This is a genomic window from Devosia ureilytica (assembly GCF_024273195.1).
Taxonomy (GTDB): Bacteria; Pseudomonadota; Alphaproteobacteria; order Rhizobiales; family Devosiaceae; genus Devosia; species Devosia ureilytica.
In genome coordinates this window covers 181,821-199,777 of the sequence record NZ_JAMZCU010000002.1, presented here as the reverse complement: position 1 = coordinate 199,777, position 17,957 = coordinate 181,821, and the positions used below count along the sequence as shown (strand labels likewise).

Below are 17,957 nucleotides of genomic sequence, written 5' to 3'. Positions count from 1 at the left end.
TTGCACGCTTGCGCTTTGGTCAGGGTTAATGAACTGTTAACTTCGCTACCAAGATTTTCTTAAGGCGGCGGAAGAAGATGCTCGATCCCGACAGCGCAGCGGCGGTGCGTGCTGGCACGCCTTCCCGCTTTTCAGATACCTTGATGGATGTGCTTGACGACGTCAGCTACGCTCGGGTGAACCCCGGGGTGATCGACGATCCGATTTATAAATTGCGCTATCGTGCCTATACGCGCGAAGGCTTCATGGACCATAATCCCGAAGAGATCTGCATTGATGATCTTGATGACGCGCCAAATGGCGCGAGTTTTGGCATCTATATCGACGACGATCTGGTCAGCTCGATCCGCCTGCATCACTTGACCGCTGAACATCGCCAGTCGCCCAGCATGAAGGTATTCCCCGACATCCTGGGGCCGATGCTGGACCAGGGCATGACCTTTATCGATCCAAGCCGGTTTACAGCGGACCATGAAGCATCTCTCGCCTATCCGGCACTGCCGTTCCTGACTTTGCGCATGGCCGCGATGGCGTCGGTCTATTATGGCGTTGACCAATGCCTGGCCATCGTGCGCCCGGAGCATGGCGCCTTCTATCGCCGGGTGTTCGGTTCCGAACAGCTCGCCGAGACGCGCTCCTATCCCGGTCTCTATTTTCCGGTGGCGCTCTATGGGGCGACCGTGGACTCCATTCGCTCCAGGGTGGCGCAGCGGTTCAGGTTCTTTCTGTCCACCGCTGAGGAGCGCCAGCACCTGTTCGCCGGCGACCGGCGGCCCGAGGCCTATCTGCGGGTGCGTGCCTCTGCCCGCGATGCTTATGAGACCGCGCGCCAGGCGATGCAGATGTCAGCCGCCCACGAATAGGGGTAGGCCGGTGGGTAAGCTCGCCGTCTCGACAGATTTAAGGAAGAAGTGGTGCCGCTTAGGTGACTCGAACACCTGACCCCATCATTACGAATGATGTGCTCTACCAACTGAGCTAAAGCGGCGCCGGAAGGGGTGTTGTCCCTTCGGATGGCGGGTCTTTTACTGGGCGTTTTCGGTCGATGCAAGAGGCAAGGCAGGTTCTGCCGGCGGGAGGGCCGCGACGGGCTCCGTATTGACCGCCGGCAGAGGCACCGGACGGGCATTGCTGGAGACCGGAACTTTCCATTCAAAGGCATCGAGCCGACCGGTGACCGGGGAAACCGGTTCCCATTCGTCGCTGACGATGCCGTCGGCGGTCCAGGCGGGGTCGCGTGGCGCCCGCACGGCACGGGCCAGCCATTCCCGGGCCTTGCCTTGATCCCCGGATTGGCCTTCCTCGATTTCGGCCATCAGGCTGGCGACGGTTTGGGTCGCCTCGGAACCCGCAAAGGGTTGCAGTGCCGCCCGGGCGCGCGGCCAGTCATAGGCGTCGATCGCAGCGCGGGCCATGGCCATGGCGGCGGCGCGGTGGGGCGCTGGCAGTTCGATGATTTCGCCCAGGCGTTTCAGCCGGTCCACTGCGGAGGCGCCGGGTTGGGAATGGGCATAGAGCGCGGCCACATCAGGATGCCCGGTGGCTCGCCAGATGCGCCGCAACAGGCTCTGGGCCCGGCGCGCCTCGCCACGATTGGAATAGATGCGCGCGGCAATCAGGGCCGCCGGTACGAAGTCGGGCAGCAGCTTGAGGGCCGTCAGAGCGTGTTCGAGGGCGCTATTGGGCTGGCTGGTTTCGCCCTCGCGGGCGCGCGCGGTTTCGATCACGGCCTGGCGGCGGCGTTTTCGTGCTTTTTGTTCACGGGTGGTCGCCGTTTCGGCGTTGACCATGGCCACGGCATCGGCCCATTGCCCGCGTCTGGCGAGATCGTCGAAAACGGCTTGTCCGGCCCAGGAAATGTCGGGCGACAGTGCCAGGGTCTTGCGGGCAAAGGTCAGTGCGGCCTCGGGCCGGTTCTGGGCGCGGGCCTGGTCATAGAGCCCGGTGAGGGCGGCGACGGCGGTTTTTTCGCTGGCGATCAGGGCGCGATAATGCTCACGGGCAGCCGGCATGTCGCCCAGCGCCAGGTCGGCCCGCGCTTCGAGCAGTTTTGCCGCGCCATTGTCAGGCAGGCGCGCCTGAGCTTCGCGGGCCATGATGCGGGCGCGGGCGGGGTCGCCCGATTGCAGCGCAATGACGGCATCGGATAACGCCTCGACACCCTGCTCGCGGCGGCGGGCGGCGCGGCGGCGGGCCATGGCCCGGGGTGCGCCGATAACGCGGCGGGTGATGGCCCAGAGCGCGATGATCACGGCGGCCGCCACCAGAAGAATGACGACGGCCGTGCCGAGGCGCGGCTGCATGCGATAGCCAGCCAGTTCCAGGGTCAGGGTGCCGGGCAGGGCAATGATCCAGGCGGCCAAGCCGGCAACGACCAGGCTGCCGATGATCCAGGAGGCGAGACGGATCATGCGCCATTCTCCCCGGTGAGCGCGCGGGCGCGCAATTGGGTGAGGAAGGTCTCGGCGGCTGCAAGGCTTGCAATGTCATCGGCGAGGGCGCCGGCGGCGTCGCGCATGGGCGCCGGCAGGGCCGTCAGCTCAGCCTCGGCTGTTTCAAAGTCGCGCTGTGCCACCGCGGCTTCGAGCCGGGCGATGATGGCGTCGGCGCCGTCGCCTTCAATCGCCCCCGCCGGGCGCATGGCGATCAGCCCCCGGAACCAGTCGGTGGTTGCATCCTGCCAATTTGCACCGGCATTGACCGGACGCCCGGCCAGCATGTCGGGGAGAACCGCGACAAGCTGGCGTTCGACATCGTCGGGTCGTGGCAGGCCGCTGGCAGCGCGGCCGGCAATGGCTTCGGGCACCATGGTTTCGGGCAAGGCCTGGCGCAGGGCGGCCAGTTCAGTCTCATAGCCGCGTCCGGCAGAAAAAGCGCTTTCGAGCGAGGAGAAGATCAGCGGCAGGCGCATGGTCGCGGCTTCGGCGCCGGTGCTTTCATCAGCGTTCCGGGACAGCGTTTCAATCTGTTGCCGGGCCGCGTTCAGCTGGGTGGCGGTGGCGCTCATTTCGCTTTGCACGGCTTCCAACGCCGATTGCATGCCGGCCAGCGTGTCGGCATCCACCGTGTTGCCCGGGGCGGCGTCCAATGCGTCGAGGCGGGCCGATAAAGCAGCCAATTGCTCGGCAAGGGCGGGGTCGGTGCCCGGGGCCGTGGCAACTGGCGCCTCGGCCAAGCTGGCTTCGAGTGTCCCGACCCGGGCCGTCAGGGTGGACAATTCGTCCTGCACGGTTCCGGTGACGGTTTCCAGCTCGGGAATGGCCGTCGCGAACTGGGCAAGGCGCGGATCGGCAGGCGCCGGGGCCTGTTGGACCTGCGGCCAGAGGCCGAACCAGGCCAGGCCATAAGCGGCGCCAAGGCCGATCACGCCTCCCAGAATGCCGGCCAGCCATGCGCCGCCGCTGTTCTCCTCGTGATCATCAACCCGCGATCGGGCAGCGGTCGACGGGGTTGTTGGCTTGCTCGTGGTGCTGGCTGCGGACTTTTCAGCAGGTTTTTCAGTCGTGGACGCATCGCCGGGTTTACCGGTGCCGGCGGGACGCGCCGTGCCTTCGAGCACCGGCGGCTTGACCGGGCCAGTCTTGGCAGCGGCCGGGGCAGCGGTTTTGGGATCGGTTGCTGGCGTTTCCTTGCCGGTGGTCTCAGCCATAGCCATTCCTTTTCGTTCGTCCGATCATGACCCAGTTTGCTCGCGGGCAAAAGCCAGGGACAGCGCCAACATTGCCTCTTCGCTCGGATGGTCGGCCAGCAGCACGCGGCTGAAATGGTGATTGAGCAGGGGCGCGGCAACATTTTCAGACAGGCAGATAACCGGCAGATTGCGCCGATCCGCTGGCGCGATGACATCGGCAACAAGGGTGCAAAAGATTTCCGCGGTGCGCCGGGAGTAAAACAGCACGGCACCAAAGGCGCTGGCGGCAAGGCCGGCGATGGCGTCGGCGGCCAGTGCCGTCTCGGCCACCATTTCGTAAACCGGAACCGTCACCACCATAAGGCCATGGGGTGCCAGTGCATGGGCGAGGTCGCCACTCAAATGCTTGCCAGCGGGATAAAAGACCGGTCCGCCGACCCGCGCCAGGGCGATCGTCGTGGCGAGGGACTCAAGGGTGCCATCGGCGGCGGTGACGCGGGCAAAGCCGAGCTGGCGTGCTTCATGGGCGGTGCGGTCGCCCACCGCAAAGACCGGCTTGTCGAACAGGGGTTCGAGCGAGGCGGTTTCGGACAGGGCACGCAGGGCATTGGTGCTGGTCAGCGCCACGGCGGCAAAGCCATCGGGCGGTGGCAGGTGGCCGGGCAGGTTCTGTCGCGTCATCAGCGGCGCAATGTCGGCGGCAATGTCCAGAGCGGCGAGGCGGTCCCTGGTGGCCTGTGCGTCCGGTTCGGGGCGCGTGATCAACATGCGCATCAGCGGCTCCAACCTGCCAGAAAATCGGGGCCGGCCTGGGCCAGCAGGTCGCGCCCCACCGTTTCGCCAAGCGCGACCGGATCGGCGCCCTCGGCCTGGGCGGAGAAACTTTTCTGGCCATCGAGGCTGAGGATTTCGCCCCGGAGCGTCAACAGGTCGCCCGCCGTGCCAGTCAACGCGCCCACTGGGGTGCGGCAGGAGCCATCAAGCACGCGCAGCATGGTGCGTTCGGCAGTGATGGCAGCATGGGTCGGGGCATGGTCCAGCGGCGCGACGATTTCAGCGAAACGCGTGTCGCCTTGGCGGATGGCAATGCCGATGGCGCCTTGGGCCGGGGCCGGCATGAACTTTTCGGTGTCGACAATAGCCGTGGCGCGGTGCGCTTCACCCAGGCGGTTCAGGCCGGCCAGCGCCAGAAGCGTGGCATCGGCGACGCCATCGAGCAGCTTTTGCAGCCGCGTTTGTACATTACCCCTGAACGGCACGATCCTCAGGTCAGGCCGCAGCCGCAGCGCCTGGGCGGCGCGGCGAATGGATGAGGTGCCAAAGCTGGCGCCATCGGGCAGATTATCGATGCCCTTGACCGAAACCGAAATGAAGGCGTCGCGCACATCCTCGCGCTCAAGAAAGGCGGCCAGTACCATGCCCGGTGGCAGGCCGGTGGCCACGTCCTTGCTTGAATGTACCCCGATATCGATGTGGCCGGCCAACAGCGCCTCGTCGATTTCCTTGGTGAAAACGCCTTTGCCACCAATATCGGAGAGCGTGGTGTTTTCCTTCTGGCTGCGGTCGCCGCCGGTAGAAAACACGTCAATGGCGATCTGGTCCTTGGACACGCCATGGGCCAGGGACAGGCGTTCGCGCACCAGTTTGGCCTGGGCCAGCGCCAGCGGGCTGCCGCGTGTTCCGATCCGGGCGAATGGGGTGGGCGATTGCATGTGCATGTGGTCCTAGTGTAGGCGATTAAGCGGTTTTCAGGAAAAGTGCTTCAGGCCTTTCCGCTTTGAAAACGCGACCAGAAGGGCGGCGCATCGCGCTGCCCCCTATTTGGGAGTAGACCAGTTCGTCGTGACCGGGCAAGCGCAAGCCATCATACTGGGTATTGAAACCAGCTGCGACGAAACCGCCGCCGCCATAGTCATACGCGATCAATCGGGCCAGGGGATAATTCGTTCCAACGTGGTGCGCTCCCAACTTGATGAACATGCCGCCTTTGGTGGCGTGGTGCCCGAGCTGGCGGCGCGGGCGCATGTGGAATGGCTCGATCATATCATTGCCCAGGCCGCGGACGAGGCGGGCATTGCGCTTGGCGATGTCGATGCCATCGCCGCCACTGCCGGTCCGGGGCTGATCGGGGGTGTGCTGGTGGGGCTGACGACGGCCAAGGCGCTGGCGGCTTCGCTGGGCAAGACGCTGATCGCGGTCAACCATCTCGAAGGCCATGCGCTGACAGCGCGGCTGACGAATAATGTGCAGTTTCCATATCTGATGCTTCTTGTTTCGGGCGGGCACAGCCAGTTTGTTCTGGTGCGGGGCGTCGGCGACTATGAGCGCTGGGGCGGCACGATTGATGATGCACTGGGCGAAGCCTTCGACAAGGTCGCCAAACTGCTCTCGCTGGGCCATCCCGGGGGGCCTGCGGTGGAGCAGATCGCCAAGTCGGGGGATGCAAAACGCTTCAAGTTTCCGCGACCCCTGCTGCGCGAGGCGCGGCTGGATTTTTCCTTTTCGGGACTTAAGACTGCCGTCCGCTTGCAGGCCGAAGCGCTGGCGCCGCTGACCGACCAGGATGTTGCCGATATTGCAGCCAGCTTTCAGGCGGCGGTGACCGAGGTTGTCGCAACCCGGTCGCGCCAGGCGCTGGAACGGTTCCGGGTCGAAATGCCGGACGCACCGCCGCAATTGGTGGTTGCGGGTGGTGTCGCGGCCAATCGGGCGATAGCGGCGGCGCTGACGGGTGTGACCGAGGAGATGGGCGCGGTGCTGGTGGTGCCGCCGGTGGCGCTGTGCACCGACAATGGGGCCATGGTGGCCTGGGCGGGCGCTGAACGTCTGGCGCTGGGTGCCGATGACCGGCTCGACGTGGCGGCGCGCCCCCGCTGGCCGCTCGATACGCCGGATATGAGGATTGGCCATGATGCGGCTTGAAACAGTTGCGGTGATCGGGGGCGGGGCCTGGGGTACGGCGCTGGCCCAGGCTGCGGCCATGGCGGGCCGGTCGGTGGCGCTGGTTGTGCGGACCAATAGGCAGGCTGAGGCGATCAACGCGACGCATATGAACGAGGCTGCGCTGCCGGGGCAGGTTCTGTCCGGCCGCATCGTGGCAATGTCGCAACTGGCGCAAGCCGATATCATTGTTCTGGCGGTGCCGGCGCAATCGACGCGTACGCTACTCAATGACCTTGATCCGGCGCTGCTGGCCGGCAAGCCGGTGGTGCTTTCGGCCAAGGGGCTCGAGACCGGGACATTGGCCCGGCAGAGCGAAATTCTCCGCGACATGGCGCCCGAGGCGCTTGGTTTTGTGCTGTCGGGTCCCAGCTTTGCCGTCGATGTGGCGGCGGGGCGGCCGACGGCGGTGACGCTGGCCGGGGATGATGCCAGTGAGACCTCGGCCCTGGCGTTGGCACTCGCTGGCCCCAGCTTCCGGCCCTATGCGGCCGATGACCGGATCGGGGTCGAGATCGCCGGGGCGCTCAAGAATGTCTATGCGCTGGCCTGTGGCGCCGTCGAAGGGGCCAATCTGGGTGCCTCGGCCCGGGCGGCGCTGATTGCGCGCGGCTATGCCGAAATGGCGCGCATGGTGACGGCCATGGGCGGCTCGGCCCATACGCTGACGGGGCTGGCCGGGCTGGGGGATCTGGCGTTGACCTGCACCTCGGTGCAATCGCGCAATTACCAGTTCGGCATGGCGCTCGGTGCCGGTCGGCAGACTGCCGAAGTGCTTGCGTCAGGCGCCAAGCTCGCCGAAGGCGTGGCGACGGCGCCGGTCGCCGCAGCGCTGGCGAAAAGCCTCAATGTCGATGCGCCGCTGATCGATGCGGTCGATGCGGTGGTCGCCGGCACATCCGATATTGCCAGTATTGTTGCGGGGCTGATGTCCCGCCCGCTCAAGAGGGAAATCTGAAATGCTTTTTGCCATGATTGCCAAGGACGCGCCGGGTGCGCTGCAACTGCGGCTCGATACGCGTCCGGTGCATCTGGAACACCTCAATTCGCTGGGCAAGAAGCTGGTTTTCGCCGGCGCCCTGCTCGATGCCGATGAAAAGCCCGAAGGCTCCATCGTGGTGTTCGAGGCCGAGACGCTGGAGGAAGCCCAGGCCATGGCCGCGGCCGACCCGTTCGTGCCGGCGGGGGTCTTTGCCAGCTATGAGGTCAAGCGCTGGCGCATTGCCATCAATAATTCCGGCGCGGAGTTCGCATAATCATGGCCTATTGGCTGATGAAGTCGGAGCCTGATGTCTTCTCCTTCGATGACCTGGTTGCCAAGACGGCCAGAGGCGAGGCTGAGGAATGGCATGGCGTGCGCAATTATGCGGCGCGCAACAATATGCGGGCCATGGCGGTCGGCGACGAGGCGTTTTTCTACCATTCCAATATCGGCAAGGAGATCGTGGGCATCATGAAGATCGTGGCGCCCGCCCATCCCGACAGCACCGGCGAGCTTAATGCCAAGGGCGAAGTGGTGTGGGATTGCGTGGATGTGCAATCGGTCAGGCCGGTCAAGCGCCCCGTGACCCTGGCTGAAATCAAGGCGACGCCGGAACTGGCCGAGATCGAGCTGATCAAGCTCTCGCGGCTCTCGGTGTCCAAGGTCCGCGACGATGAATGGGCGCTGCTGTGCAAGATGGCGGGGCTGTAGGCTTCCCGAAGGTGTCAAGCAGGACTAGACTCCCCGGGCTCAATAGCAGCGAGGGGGATTTGAGATGAACTATTTGGGTGTCAACTGGCTGGCCGTGATCCTGGCCACCGTGGCCAGCTTCGCCTTCGGGGCGGTCTGGTACATGGGTCTGTCCAAGCAGTGGATGAACGCCCTGGGCAAGACCAAGGATCAGCTTCAGGTCGGCAATACGCCGTTCATCTGGTCGGCGCTGGTCGAGCTGGTCATGGCCTTTTTCGTGGCGCTGTTCACCATTGCGATCATGGGCGAGGTCACTATCGCCAATGCCGTATTGGTCGGCGTGCATCTGTGGCTGGGTTTTGTGATCACCACATTGATCATGAACCACCGCTACGAAGGCATGAAATGGTCCCTGACCATTATCGATGGCCTGCACATCCTGGGTGTGCTGGTGATCCAGGGCGTGGTGATCGGGCTGTTCGGTTAACTTTCGACCACGACCGGCGGGGCCTTTGCCGGTTCCGCCGGCGCGTATTTATTGAGCAGCGGCAGCTGGGTCATGGAGAAAATCACGGTCAGCGGCATGATCGCCCAGACCTTGAAAGCCACCCAGAAATCGGTGGTCGTGGTGCGCCAGACCACTTCGTTGAGCACCGCCAGCACCACAAAGAACAGGCCCCAGTTCAGCGTCAGCTTCCACCAGCCTTCGGGGCGAAGCTTGTATACGTCGCCAAACACATATTTCAGCAGCGATTGGCCAAAGAGCAGGCCGCCCAGCAGCACCGAGGCAAAAAGCGTATTGGTGATGGTGGGCTTGATCTTGATGAAGGTGTCGTCCTGCAGCCAGAGCGTCAGCCCACCAAAGACCAGCACCACGACGCCGGTGACCAGCGGCATGACGGCGATTTTTTTCAGGATGAGCCAGCTTAGCGCCAGCGAAATGGCCATGGCCGCCATGAACCAGGCCGTGGCGACAAAGATGTCGGCGCGACCATTCATGATGAAGAAAATCACCAGCGGGCCCAGTTCGAGCACCAGTTTGATGATCTGGGGTCTCAACTCATCCCAATTGAGTTCGGGTTCGGCTTTGTCGGTCATGCTTGGTTCCGTAGCGTTGCGGCCAATGTGATGGCAGCTTAGCCCCGATGCAAGCGCTTAGCGGACAAGAGTGGTCAGAATTTGGCTGGGGGTGGGGTGTGGGACGCCTCGGTCGTCGGGGCCATTCCTAGGCGCAAAGTTTCCGACGCGATCAAATATCGCCTGAGGCGATAATTTATTTGACTTATCCATCCGGCGACTCTATGTATCCAATTGTGGTGATTGCTCATTCGCTGAACCCGTCGAAGTGTGGGGCCTGGAGCCCTGTGGAAGCGCGTATTTGCTTCCGTCTCAATCCCGTGTCTGGCAGGGGCCGTGGCGTACGCGCCGCACCCGTCGGGCCCGGGTGCGGCATGTTCGAGGTCAAACGTCGCTGAACAGCACCTCTGGATCTACGGGCGCCGGTAATTCTGTCGGCGGAACCAGAGGACTTTCGAAATGAGCTCTAAAGATCATCATCAGCGGCGGCGTCGCTGGCTTCATCACGTTCGGCTCTGGAAGCTGATCGTGGGGATCGGCCAGGTAGCCTACTACATTGTTCGTTTCTGGATCTGGGTTTCAGATCGGGAGTGAGCGGCGACCTCGAAAATAGCCGGAAGGAGTAAGATGATGGAAGTACCTAAGCGACCAATGATCAACGATGCCCTCCGCCTGCTACGGTTGTATCTAGGATTGTCGCAAAATCATTTGGCGTCCGCACTTGAACTATCTCAGTCGACTATTTCGGAGATAGAGAGCGGCACAAAGTCAGTAACCATGGAAGTGTTGGAGCGTTACAGCTCGAAATTTGATGTACGGATGTCTCAGCTCTTGTTTTTTGCAGAAGAGCTTCAAGACCAACCCGTTAAGACCAAGGGAAAGCTTATCGTCGCGCCGCGCGTTCTGTCGCTGCTCGAATTATTGGCCCCTAAGGAAATTGCGGATGCTTCCTAAGCGGTCCTCAATTGAGCGCTATGACCTCGCGCGATCACCCATTTCTCACCGGCCAACCCAGCGCGACCTTGCATCTTTAGTTGGAGAATCTCGAGACGACCTGCGCAGGCTCGTGAACTACAAGGAAAATTTTATTGTACGACGCGAGGTCAAGACTGGGAAAAAGGGAAAAATTCGCCAACTTGCATACCCAGAGAGCCGGCTACGTGGAGTTCACGAGCGGCTAAAATTCCACCTCAATAAGATTAAGCAACCAAGTTACCTTTTTAGCCCCCGCAAGAATCGCAGCCAGCGCGATAACGCCGCGCATCATCTCGGGCAAAGACAGTTTCTAACCCTCGATCTTAAGCAGTTCTACCCCTCCACTACGGACCGAATGGTCAAACGGTGGTTCGTGGAGGAGTTGAACATGTACGAAGATGTGGCCGGACTATTGACGCATCTCGTCACCGTCGATGGAAAGGTTTCCTTCGGTTCACCGTTGACTCCGGTGCTTTGCAGTTTAGTCCATCGAGGCATGTTCGATGAGATCGCGTCGCTCTGTGATACGCAGGGACTAATGTACTCGGTCTGGGTTGATGACCTCACGATTTCTGGTCAGTTTGTGCCAGGTTCCTTGCTTACTTCGGTCCGTGAGATTGTCCGCAGACATGGCCTGAAAAGCCACGATGTCAAATACCGGTTAGGAAATCGACCTGTCTTCATCACGGGCGTGGGCGTTGTTGGGAGCAATTTGGTAGCGCCGAACTCACTGCATCTCCGGATTCGAGAGCATTGGGAGCAATACCATCGCGCGGTGTCGAGAGACGAAAAAGACGCGATGAGTTTGCGGCTACTTTCGCTCCTTGGGACCCTACGCTACGTAGCAGGACCATCTTCTACTTCGGGTAAGAAAGCTGCCGACCAGATGAATTCTTTGAGGCAAGAACGAAATCTGCGGCAGAGGGCAGCCGAGATCAGGTACTTCGAGCTTACGCTGAAGAGAAGCTTACGCAGCGAAACTGAAAATGTGGACGCCCCATTCTGACTAGCGCGCCGACGAATTGTAGCGGTGCAAATACCTTCAGTTTCGTCGTCGCTAGCACACACTAGGACTACTCACCTCCGGCGATAGCCCTAGCAAAATCCTGTGCCTCAAAGGGCTCGAGATCGCCGACGCCTTCGCCAACGCCGATGAAATGCACCGGCAGGCCAAACTTCCTGGCGATGGCGACGAGGATGCCGCCGCGGGCGGTGCCGTCGAGCTTGGTCATGACCAAGCCGGTGACGCCGGCGCGAGCCCCAAAAATTTCGACCTGTTTCAGGGCGTTTTGGCCGGTGGTGGCGTCGAGGGTGAGAAGGGTGGCGTGGGGCGCCTCGGGGTCGAGCTTCTTGATGACGCGGATGACCTTTTCGAGCTCGTTCATCAACTCGTCGCGGTTCTGCAGGCGCCCGGCGGTGTCGATGATGAGCACGTCGCGGCCTTCGGCTTTTGCCTGGGTCACGGCATCGAAGGCGAGGCCCGAGGCATCGGAGCCGGCCGGCCTGGCGATGACCGGCGCGCCGGTGCGCTGGCCCCATATCTGCAATTGCTCGATGGCTGCGGCGCGGAAGGTGTCGCCGGCGGCCAGCATGACCGAGCGGCCTTCGGCGGCGAATTTCTGCGCCAGCTTGCCGATGGTGGTGGTCTTGCCCGAGCCATTGACCCCGATCATCAGGATGATGAAGGGCTTTTTGTTGGTGTCGATGACAAGGGGAGCAGCGACGGGCGCGAGCACCCTTTCGACCTCGGCGGCAAGTACGGCGCGCACGTCTTCGCCCGACACGTCCTTGTCGAAACGGTCGCGACGGAGGGTGTCGGTGATGGCCATGGCGGTATCGACGCCCAAGTCGGCCTGGATCAGCACATCTTCCAGCTCATCAAGCATGGCCGCATCAAGCTTGCGCTTGGTGAAGACCGAGGTGATCGAGGTAGAGAGATTGTCGGACGAGCGCCGAAGGCCGGAGGCGAGACGGGCAAACCAGCCCTGACGTGGCTGCTCGGGCGCAGAGACTGGTTGCGGCGGGGCGGCAAGCGCGTCTTCAACGTCTTCGATATAGTCGGGCGTGGTTTCAGGCGGGCCGGGCGGGGGCGGGTGATCGGGCTCGGCCGGAGCCGGGGTGGGCTCTGGCTCGGGTTCGGGCACCGGTGGCACGGCGTCGGGCGTGATCGGGGTTTCCGGCAGGGTTTCGGGCGGCGCGGCGGGCGCAGGCTGGTTGCCGAAGAGGCGCTTGAAAAAGCCCGGTTTCTTCTCGGTCATACTGGTTCAGTACCCTTCATGTGGCGCCCTCGGCCACGCGTTTGATTGCCCCTAGAGCATTTCACCGTTTCGTCGAACCGTTGAACCGCTCCAAGTCCTTGTTTTATAGCGCTTCCGAACCGCAAAACCGTTGCCACTTTTGCCCGAAGCGCTTTAGGCCGCGACGCGCAGCGCTTCGCCGATAAGGCCCTCCGCGCCCAGCCCGGTAATGCGGACCCGGAGCAGGTCGCCGGGTTTTGAATGGGCAACGCGCACCGGCGCATAGTGTTCGGTGCGGCCGAGGCCGGTGTTTTCAAAGAGTGCCGTTTCGATCTTGCCCAGGCGCGAGGCATAGAAGTCCGAGGCCTGTTTTTCGCCCGCCGCCCGCAGCCGGCTGGCACGCTGGCGCGCCACGGATTTGTCCACCTGCGGCATGAGCGCGGCAGGCGTGCCGGGGCGCGGGGAAAAGGGGAAAGCGTGGATATAGGTCAGGTTCGCCTCGGTGATAAAGCTGAGCGAATTTTCAAACATGCTGTCTGTTTCCGTGGGGAAACCGGCAATGATGTCGGCGCCAAAGACCATATCGGGGCGCAACCTGCGCAGCTTTGCGATGATGGCGAGGGCGTCGTCGCGCAGGTGGCGGCGCTTCATGCGCTTTAAAATCATATCGTCGCCCGATTGGAGCGACAGATGCAGATGCGGCATCAGGCGCTGGTCGGCGACAGCCTCGTAGAGCGCCGGATCGGTCTCGATGCTGTCGATGGAGGAGATGCGCAGCCGGGGCAGGTCGGGGACATGTTTGAGGATGGCTTGGGTGAGCATGCCCAGGGTCGGGGCGCCGGGCAGGTCGGGGCCATAGGAGGTAATGTCGACGCCGGTGAGCACCACTTCCCCATAGCCATTGGCGACGAGCTTTTTGATCTGCTCGACAACCAGGCCCATGGGCACGGAGCGCGAGGGGCCGCGGCCAAAGGGGATGATGCAGAAGGTGCAGCGGTGGTCGCAGCCGTTTTGCACCTGCACGAAAGCGCGGGTGCGGCCGTCCATGCCCTCGATGAGGTGCCCGGCGGTTTCGCGCACGCTCATGATGTCGTTGACCTGCACCTTGTCGTTGAGGGGCTTGCCAAAGACCATTGGCGCATAGCTTTCGGCCTTGAGCTTGTCGGCATTGCCGATGACCAGGTCGACCTCGTCCATGTCGCCAAAGCTGCGGGCCTCGGTCTGGGCGGCGCAGCCGGTGACGATGATGCGGGCGGAAGGATTGTCGCGGCGGGCGCGGCGTACGGCTTGCCTGGCCTGCTTGACTGCCTCGGCGGTGACCGCGCAGGTATTGATGATCACGGCATTGTCGAGCCCGGCCTTTTCGGCCTCGGCCTTCATCACCGCGCCCTCATAGGCATTGAGGCGGCAGCCGAAGGTCAGCGTTTGGATGGCCATCAGGCGGCCTCGCTGCGCGTCCAGGCGCCGGTCGTCGGGTCCACGCTGCCGCGCCATTCGAATTGGGCGGGGCCGGTGAGGGTCACATGATCATTGTCGAGCCATTCAACGATGAGGTCACCACCGGGCACGGTGATGGTGGCCTTGCGCGCGGTGCGGCGGGTGCGGGCGCCATTGACCAGCGCGGCACAGGCAGCGGTGCCGCAGGCCTCGGTGAGACCGGCGCCGCGCTCCCAGGTGCGCAGGATCATGTGGGTCGGGGTCAGCACCTGGGCAATCGAGATATTGGCGCGCTCGGGAAAGAGCGGGTGGTTTTCGAGCAGCGGGCCGAAACGGTCGAGCGCGTAGCTCCAGACGTCATCCTTGACCCAGAAGGTGGCGTGCGGATTGCCCATGGAAGCGACCGAGGGGGAATGGAGCACCGGGGCGTCGATAGGCCCGATCTGGAGTTCGACGGCGCGGGTATCGGCAAATTCCTCGTTGAGCGGAATCTCGTACCAGGCGAACTTTGGCGTGCCCATATCGACGGTGATGAGGCCATCGGCGGCTTCTTCGCCAAACAGGATCCCGGCGACGGTCTCGAAGGTGAAGCGCTGGCGGCCCTGCTCGGCCGAAAGGGTCTGGACGACGCAGCGCATGCCATTGCCACAGGCCTGGGCGCGCGAACCGTCGGAATTGAGGATTTCGATGTAATTGGCGGTGCCGGGAGTGCGCGAATCATGAATGGCCATGATCTGGTCAAAGCGCGTCTCGGGCCGCGCATTGATGGCAATGGCGGCTTCGGGGGTGACCCGCGCGCTGGTGCCGCGCAGATCGATCACGATGATCTGGTTGCCCAGCCCGTTCATCTTGAAAAAAGGGACGTCGCTCACAGCTCTGTTCCGGTTCCGGCCGGGCCGAAACGGGTCGGCCAGCATATGGTTTGCGCTTGTTGCCCCCTATATGGCGGATGCGCCCACAAATTGCCAGCACCCGCGCCTTCAAGCCGTTTTAACCAGCGCGACCGAGTTAATCCGGGCATGGGAATTTTTACGATATCCTGACGCCGATATCGCATAATCAGCGTGCCGAACGCCGCGGAGATACCATTTTCATGACCATTGCGCCCAGCCTTGCCAAAGAGCATCAGGTTGCCGAACAGCCATTGAGCCAGCAGCCGGCCCTCAGGGTCGAGCGGCTCGACGCCAAGACACTGGCGGCGCTTCCGGCACCGCAATGGGATCGGCTGTCGCAGCATTGCCTGACGGAGAACCCGTTCCTGGACCGGCGGCACGTGCTGGCGGCGCTCGAAACCATCGACAAGGGCAAGGCCGTTGACGCGCTGGCATTCTGGTCGGGCGATGTGCTGGTCGGGCTTTTTGTTTTTCAGGCGCGCTCCAAGATTCCGGCGCCCTTTCCGGTCGCCAATGGGTTGGCCAATGATTATCTCCTCAACGGCACGCCGCTGATCGACAAGGATCAGGCAGACGCCGTGATCAGTCATTTCCTCGAGCTGGTCAGCGATGGCAAGGCGCCTGCGCTGTGGGCCTTTGACGATGTCGACCTTGATTGCGCGGTGTTCCAGCGCCTGCGCATGCAAGTGTCAGGGCGCGGTCTCCATTGGGCCGTCGCCAATCCTTATGAGCGGGCCTATCTCACGCGTCTTGAAGGCGGCCTGGAAGCGCATCTGTCACAGGTGCTTTCCAAGAACCGGCTCAAGGATGTGCGGCGCACCATGCGGCGCCTGGGCGAGGCGGGGCGGATCGAACTCGAGCATGTCGAGGATGAGGCCCGCTTGCCCGGCCGGCTGGAAGATTTTCTGAGGCTCGAAAATGCCGGCTGGAAAGGCGAGATGGGCACCTCGTTCCTCTCCAGGGCTGCCGATGCTGCCTTTGCCCGGCAGGCCTATGTCGCAGGATTGGCCGCCATGGACAGCCTGTTGCTCGATGGGGCGCCCATCGCCATGAAACTTTCGATACGCACGGGCGGCACCGCCTTCACGCCAAAAATCGCCTATGACGAAGCCTATAAGAAGCTCGGGCCGGGCATGGCGCTCGAATACATGCTGATTGAGGCGTTTTATGCCAGCGACCGGCTCGACGCGGTCGATGCCGCCGCGACGGCCGAAGGCCACTCGGCGCTCAATTTCTTCAACAATCACAAGTCCATGGCGACCGTTATTGTGGGGCGCCGGCGCTGGCAGGTGGACTTGCTGGTGTGGTTGCACCAGATGCGGGAGCGTTTGAAGCTGGCCGTGCTGAAGGCGAAGGCGCGCCTGGCGGCCCTCAGGGCCCCAAAAGCTGCCAGCCCATCGACAGCTGCGGCGACCGACGCATAAATTTGGTCCTAGTGGCCGCCGCGCAGGCGGAAGAGTTGCCGGCGCAGGTATTGGGCGGCTTTCCACAATATTGGGGTCTGCTTGATGGTGCGCTTGAGCCGGGTTCTGGCCATGATGACCGCCCTGGCCGCCGCGCCGCGTCGGGTCAGCGGCACGAGGGCGTCAAACACGGTCTGTGGCTCGGTCCAGTCCGCCTTGTAGTCGAAATCGCCCAGTCCGAGGTCGAAGCTGGTGATGCCTGAGGTGATGAGCTCATCCATCAGGTCGGCGATCATGATGCTCATCAGGCTGTACTTGCTGGCCGGGCCGGAGCTGGTCGAATTGATGTAGAGCGAATAATGGGTCGCGCTTGTCGTTCCCCAGGTCGTCGCGACGATCTCTTCGCCCGCCATGAGGGCATGGGCAACCATGACAGGGCGAGGCGATCGGAAGGCCGATATGGCCGCCTCGCGGAAAAACGCGCGAAACATCGGTGAGCCGAAGACGTTTTCGACGCCCATCTCGGAGAACCGGGCGCGGCGTTGCTCGAGAAACGCCGCATGGACCCGATCAAGCAGATCGAGGTCATCGACGCGCACGAGCCGAACGGCGCCCATGCTCTCTTCCATCCGTCGCCGGCCGCGCCGCAGGTTGCCGCGTTTCTTGGCCGGAACGCGGCTCTCGATATAGGGCACCTGCGCGCCAGCCAGGTCGGTGACATATAAGCGTGACGGAGCAGGGCCGACCGGCAGGTGCAGCAGCGGATTGGCGATGCCGTTCCAGCTTTGCGGCAGGTTATCCAATTCGAGCAGGTCCACCCGGCTCAGCCGTTCGCCGATCTGGGTGATGAGCGCAGCCATGGCCGATGCGTCTGGAGAAAAGCCCGAAGCCAGTACCATCCAACCGGCATTGGCCTGACGCGCGCCGAGCAGGCGCGCAATGCCAAGGCCAAGCTTTCGCTCGATTAGCAGCGGCAGCAGGGCGCGGACCAGGCCATCTTGCCGGACCACGCAGATGGCCAATTGCCCTTGGCCGTCGGCCCCGGCGGCGAGAAGGTGGCTCAGCCAGTCAAAGCGCTGGTAGGGGGACAGCGTCCCTTCGCGCTCGAGCGCGCGCCAGATGGTCTCGGCGGCGGAGAGATTGTCCAAGACCTCGATGTCAAAGGACGTCGCAGGGCTAAAGGCGAGCTGGTTCTGCTCTGTGACGTCGGCGGTTGGCATGGGGGCTGTTGCGGTTGAGGTCGGCATGTGGACACCATGCCAATCAAACTCAATGATTGCGTTAATCGGCAATCACGTGCCCGTGTTGCTGCCCTGCCTCCGAGCGGCTGGACGCAGATCAATGCGTTGAGGGTTAATCTTTTCTTACGCCCTTGGTCTGTCCCCGGGGCTGGGTGCGGGCGGGGCCAGAGCGCTTCGGGCAGGACGAAGTCGTCCAGATAGAGACAGATTGCTTCCAGATCAGCTTCGCGTTGGTCGGCCAGCCTCGATTTGCCGGAAACCGGAAGTCCATCAATGCCAATGGTTCGTTTGCCGCGGTCAATGACGGCGATAAGGGATGGATCGATCATGGCGGCACTCGTAAGCGTGTAGGGTGATGCAACGGATTCTACCGTGCTGGCTTGGCAATGCCGTTGCCATTCCTTGACTCACCGGCCGCTTTCCCCTAAAGCCAGCGCGTTCATCAGGCCAT

Annotated in this window: 18 protein-coding genes and 1 tRNA gene; 9 read left to right on the top strand and 10 right to left on the bottom strand. The window is 62.9% G+C overall.

The annotated features are described in order from the left end of the window. Positions 1–77: 77 nt before the first annotated feature. Entirely contained in the window at positions 78–863 is a 786-nt protein-coding gene (locus NIM87_RS04905; RefSeq protein ID WP_254673518.1) for an N-acyl amino acid synthase FeeM domain-containing protein, read from the top strand. A 49-nt stretch (positions 864–912) separates the two neighbouring features. On the opposite strand, the gene NIM87_RS04900 is transcribed toward NIM87_RS04905, so the two are convergent. The 5 genes from NIM87_RS04900 to hemC form a co-directional block, all read right to left on the bottom strand. Next, a tRNA-Thr gene (locus tag NIM87_RS04900) sits at positions 913–988 on the bottom strand. A gap of 37 nt (positions 989–1,025) precedes the next feature. Further along, the gene (locus NIM87_RS04895) at positions 1,026–2,411 is read right to left on the bottom strand and encodes a heme biosynthesis protein HemY (RefSeq protein ID WP_254673517.1); all 1,386 of its coding nucleotides are present in this window, start codon (positions 2,409–2,411) and stop codon (positions 1,026–1,028) included. Beyond that, positions 2,408–3,649 carry a COG4223 family protein gene (locus NIM87_RS04890; protein WP_254673516.1) on the bottom strand — a complete coding sequence of 414 codons (1,242 nt, stop codon included), beginning with the start codon at positions 3,647–3,649 and terminating at the stop codon, positions 2,408–2,410. The genes NIM87_RS04895 and NIM87_RS04890 overlap by 4 nt, the downstream gene beginning before the upstream one ends. Before the next feature lie 24 nt (positions 3,650–3,673). Further along, a complete protein-coding gene (locus tag NIM87_RS04885; RefSeq protein ID WP_254673515.1) occupies positions 3,674–4,405 on the bottom strand; it encodes a uroporphyrinogen-III synthase in 732 nt (243 codons plus the stop codon). After that, entirely contained in the window at positions 4,405–5,343 is a 939-nt protein-coding gene (gene hemC / locus NIM87_RS04880) for a hydroxymethylbilane synthase (RefSeq protein WP_254673514.1), read from the bottom strand. The genes NIM87_RS04885 and hemC overlap by 1 nt, the downstream gene beginning before the upstream one ends. A gap of 151 nt (positions 5,344–5,494) precedes the next feature. Between hemC and tsaD the strand changes: the two genes are divergently transcribed. The 5 genes from tsaD (at position 5,495) to NIM87_RS04855 (ending at position 8,730) form a co-directional block, all read left to right on the top strand. After that, positions 5,495–6,553, top strand: coding sequence for a tRNA (adenosine(37)-N6)-threonylcarbamoyltransferase complex transferase subunit TsaD (gene tsaD / locus NIM87_RS04875; RefSeq protein ID WP_254674073.1), 1,059 nt, complete (start codon positions 5,495–5,497; stop codon positions 6,551–6,553). Then, on the top strand, positions 6,540–7,529 hold the full coding sequence (locus NIM87_RS04870) for an NAD(P)H-dependent glycerol-3-phosphate dehydrogenase (protein ID WP_332017506.1): 990 nt from the start codon (positions 6,540–6,542) through the stop codon (positions 7,527–7,529). Before tsaD ends, NIM87_RS04870 begins: the two co-directional genes overlap by 14 nt. 1 nt (position 7,530) lies before the next feature. Continuing rightward, complete coding sequence (locus NIM87_RS04865) at positions 7,531–7,827, top strand: YciI family protein (RefSeq protein WP_254673513.1); 297 nt, start codon at positions 7,531–7,533, stop codon at positions 7,825–7,827. A gap of 2 nt (positions 7,828–7,829) precedes the next feature. Further along, positions 7,830–8,264: an EVE domain-containing protein gene (locus NIM87_RS04860; RefSeq protein WP_254673512.1), complete on the top strand. Its 435-nt coding sequence runs from the start codon at positions 7,830–7,832 to the stop codon at positions 8,262–8,264. Positions 8,265–8,328: 64 nt separating this feature from the next. Beyond that, positions 8,329–8,730, top strand: coding sequence for a DUF1761 domain-containing protein (locus NIM87_RS04855; protein ID WP_254673511.1), 402 nt, complete (start codon positions 8,329–8,331; stop codon positions 8,728–8,730). On the opposite strand, the gene NIM87_RS04850 is transcribed toward NIM87_RS04855, so the two are convergent. Further along, complete coding sequence (locus NIM87_RS04850) at positions 8,727–9,341, bottom strand: septation protein A (protein WP_254673510.1); 615 nt, start codon at positions 9,339–9,341, stop codon at positions 8,727–8,729. The two genes, NIM87_RS04855 and NIM87_RS04850, sit on opposite strands and share 4 nt — an antisense overlap. A 609-nt stretch (positions 9,342–9,950) precedes the next feature. Here NIM87_RS04850 and NIM87_RS04845 point away from each other — a divergent pair. Both NIM87_RS04845 and NIM87_RS04840 read left to right on the top strand, forming a co-directional pair. Beyond that, positions 9,951–10,274, top strand: a complete 324-nt coding sequence (locus NIM87_RS04845; RefSeq protein WP_254673509.1) for a helix-turn-helix domain-containing protein — start codon at positions 9,951–9,953, stop codon at positions 10,272–10,274. A gap of 112 nt (positions 10,275–10,386) precedes the next feature. After that, positions 10,387–11,301 (top strand): reverse transcriptase family protein, encoded by a 915-nt coding sequence (locus NIM87_RS04840; protein ID WP_254673508.1) that lies wholly within the window; start codon positions 10,387–10,389, stop codon positions 11,299–11,301. 67 nt (positions 11,302–11,368) lie between these two features. Here NIM87_RS04840 and ftsY read toward each other — a convergent pair whose 3' ends face one another. The 3 genes from ftsY to dapF form a co-directional block, all read right to left on the bottom strand. Further along, the gene (gene ftsY, locus NIM87_RS04835) at positions 11,369–12,553 is read right to left on the bottom strand and encodes a signal recognition particle-docking protein FtsY (RefSeq protein WP_254673507.1); all 1,185 of its coding nucleotides are present in this window, start codon (positions 12,551–12,553) and stop codon (positions 11,369–11,371) included. A 153-nt stretch (positions 12,554–12,706) separates the two neighbouring features. Continuing rightward, positions 12,707–13,969, bottom strand: a complete 1,263-nt coding sequence (gene mtaB, locus NIM87_RS04830; protein WP_254673506.1) for a tRNA (N(6)-L-threonylcarbamoyladenosine(37)-C(2))-methylthiotransferase MtaB — start codon at positions 13,967–13,969, stop codon at positions 12,707–12,709. After that, entirely contained in the window at positions 13,969–14,817 is an 849-nt protein-coding gene (dapF, locus tag NIM87_RS04825) for a diaminopimelate epimerase (protein WP_254674071.1), read from the bottom strand. Before dapF ends, mtaB begins: the two co-directional genes overlap by 1 nt. 245 nt (positions 14,818–15,062) lie before the next feature. Here dapF and NIM87_RS04820 point away from each other — a divergent pair, with 245 nt between their 5' ends. Further along, positions 15,063–16,286, top strand: a complete 1,224-nt coding sequence (locus tag NIM87_RS04820) for a GNAT family N-acetyltransferase (RefSeq protein ID WP_254673505.1) — start codon at positions 15,063–15,065, stop codon at positions 16,284–16,286. 8 nt (positions 16,287–16,294) lie between these two features. On the opposite strand, the gene NIM87_RS04815 is transcribed toward NIM87_RS04820, so the two are convergent. After that, positions 16,295–17,485 carry a GNAT family N-acetyltransferase gene (locus NIM87_RS04815; RefSeq protein ID WP_254673504.1) on the bottom strand — a complete coding sequence of 397 codons (1,191 nt, stop codon included), beginning with the start codon at positions 17,483–17,485 and terminating at the stop codon, positions 16,295–16,297. Between the last annotated feature and the right edge of the window lie 472 nt (positions 17,486–17,957).

Bases quoted from the DNA above. Each gene is read 5' to 3' on its own strand.
- NIM87_RS04905 (WP_254673518.1), top strand. From the start codon at position 78: ATGCTCGATCCCGACAGCGCAGCGGCGGTGCGTGCTGGCACGCCTTCC.
- NIM87_RS04895 (WP_254673517.1), bottom strand. From the start codon at position 2,411: ATGATCCGTCTCGCCTCCTGGATCATCGGCAGCCTGGTCGTTGCCGGC.
- NIM87_RS04890 (WP_254673516.1), bottom strand. From the start codon at position 3,649: ATGGCTGAGACCACCGGCAAGGAAACGCCAGCAACCGATCCCAAAACC.
- NIM87_RS04885 (WP_254673515.1), bottom strand. From the start codon at position 4,405: ATGCGCATGTTGATCACGCGCCCCGAACCGGACGCACAGGCCACCAGG.
- hemC (WP_254673514.1), bottom strand. From the start codon at position 5,343: ATGCAATCGCCCACCCCATTCGCCCGGATCGGAACACGCGGCAGCCCG.
- NIM87_RS04870 (WP_332017506.1), top strand. From the start codon at position 6,540: ATGATGCGGCTTGAAACAGTTGCGGTGATCGGGGGCGGGGCCTGGGGT.
- NIM87_RS04865 (WP_254673513.1), top strand. From the start codon at position 7,531: ATGCTTTTTGCCATGATTGCCAAGGACGCGCCGGGTGCGCTGCAACTG.
- NIM87_RS04860 (WP_254673512.1), top strand. From the start codon at position 7,830: ATGGCCTATTGGCTGATGAAGTCGGAGCCTGATGTCTTCTCCTTCGAT.
- NIM87_RS04855 (WP_254673511.1), top strand. From the start codon at position 8,329: ATGAACTATTTGGGTGTCAACTGGCTGGCCGTGATCCTGGCCACCGTG.
- NIM87_RS04850 (WP_254673510.1), bottom strand. From the start codon at position 9,341: ATGACCGACAAAGCCGAACCCGAACTCAATTGGGATGAGTTGAGACCC.
- NIM87_RS04845 (WP_254673509.1), top strand. From the start codon at position 9,951: ATGGAAGTACCTAAGCGACCAATGATCAACGATGCCCTCCGCCTGCTA.
- ftsY (WP_254673507.1), bottom strand. From the start codon at position 12,553: ATGACCGAGAAGAAACCGGGCTTTTTCAAGCGCCTCTTCGGCAACCAG.
- mtaB (WP_254673506.1), bottom strand. From the start codon at position 13,969: ATGGCCATCCAAACGCTGACCTTCGGCTGCCGCCTCAATGCCTATGAG.
- dapF (WP_254674071.1), bottom strand. From the start codon at position 14,817: ATGAACGGGCTGGGCAACCAGATCATCGTGATCGATCTGCGCGGCACC.
- NIM87_RS04820 (WP_254673505.1), top strand. From the start codon at position 15,063: ATGACCATTGCGCCCAGCCTTGCCAAAGAGCATCAGGTTGCCGAACAG.
- NIM87_RS04815 (WP_254673504.1), bottom strand. From the start codon at position 17,485: ATGCCAACCGCCGACGTCACAGAGCAGAACCAGCTCGCCTTTAGCCCT.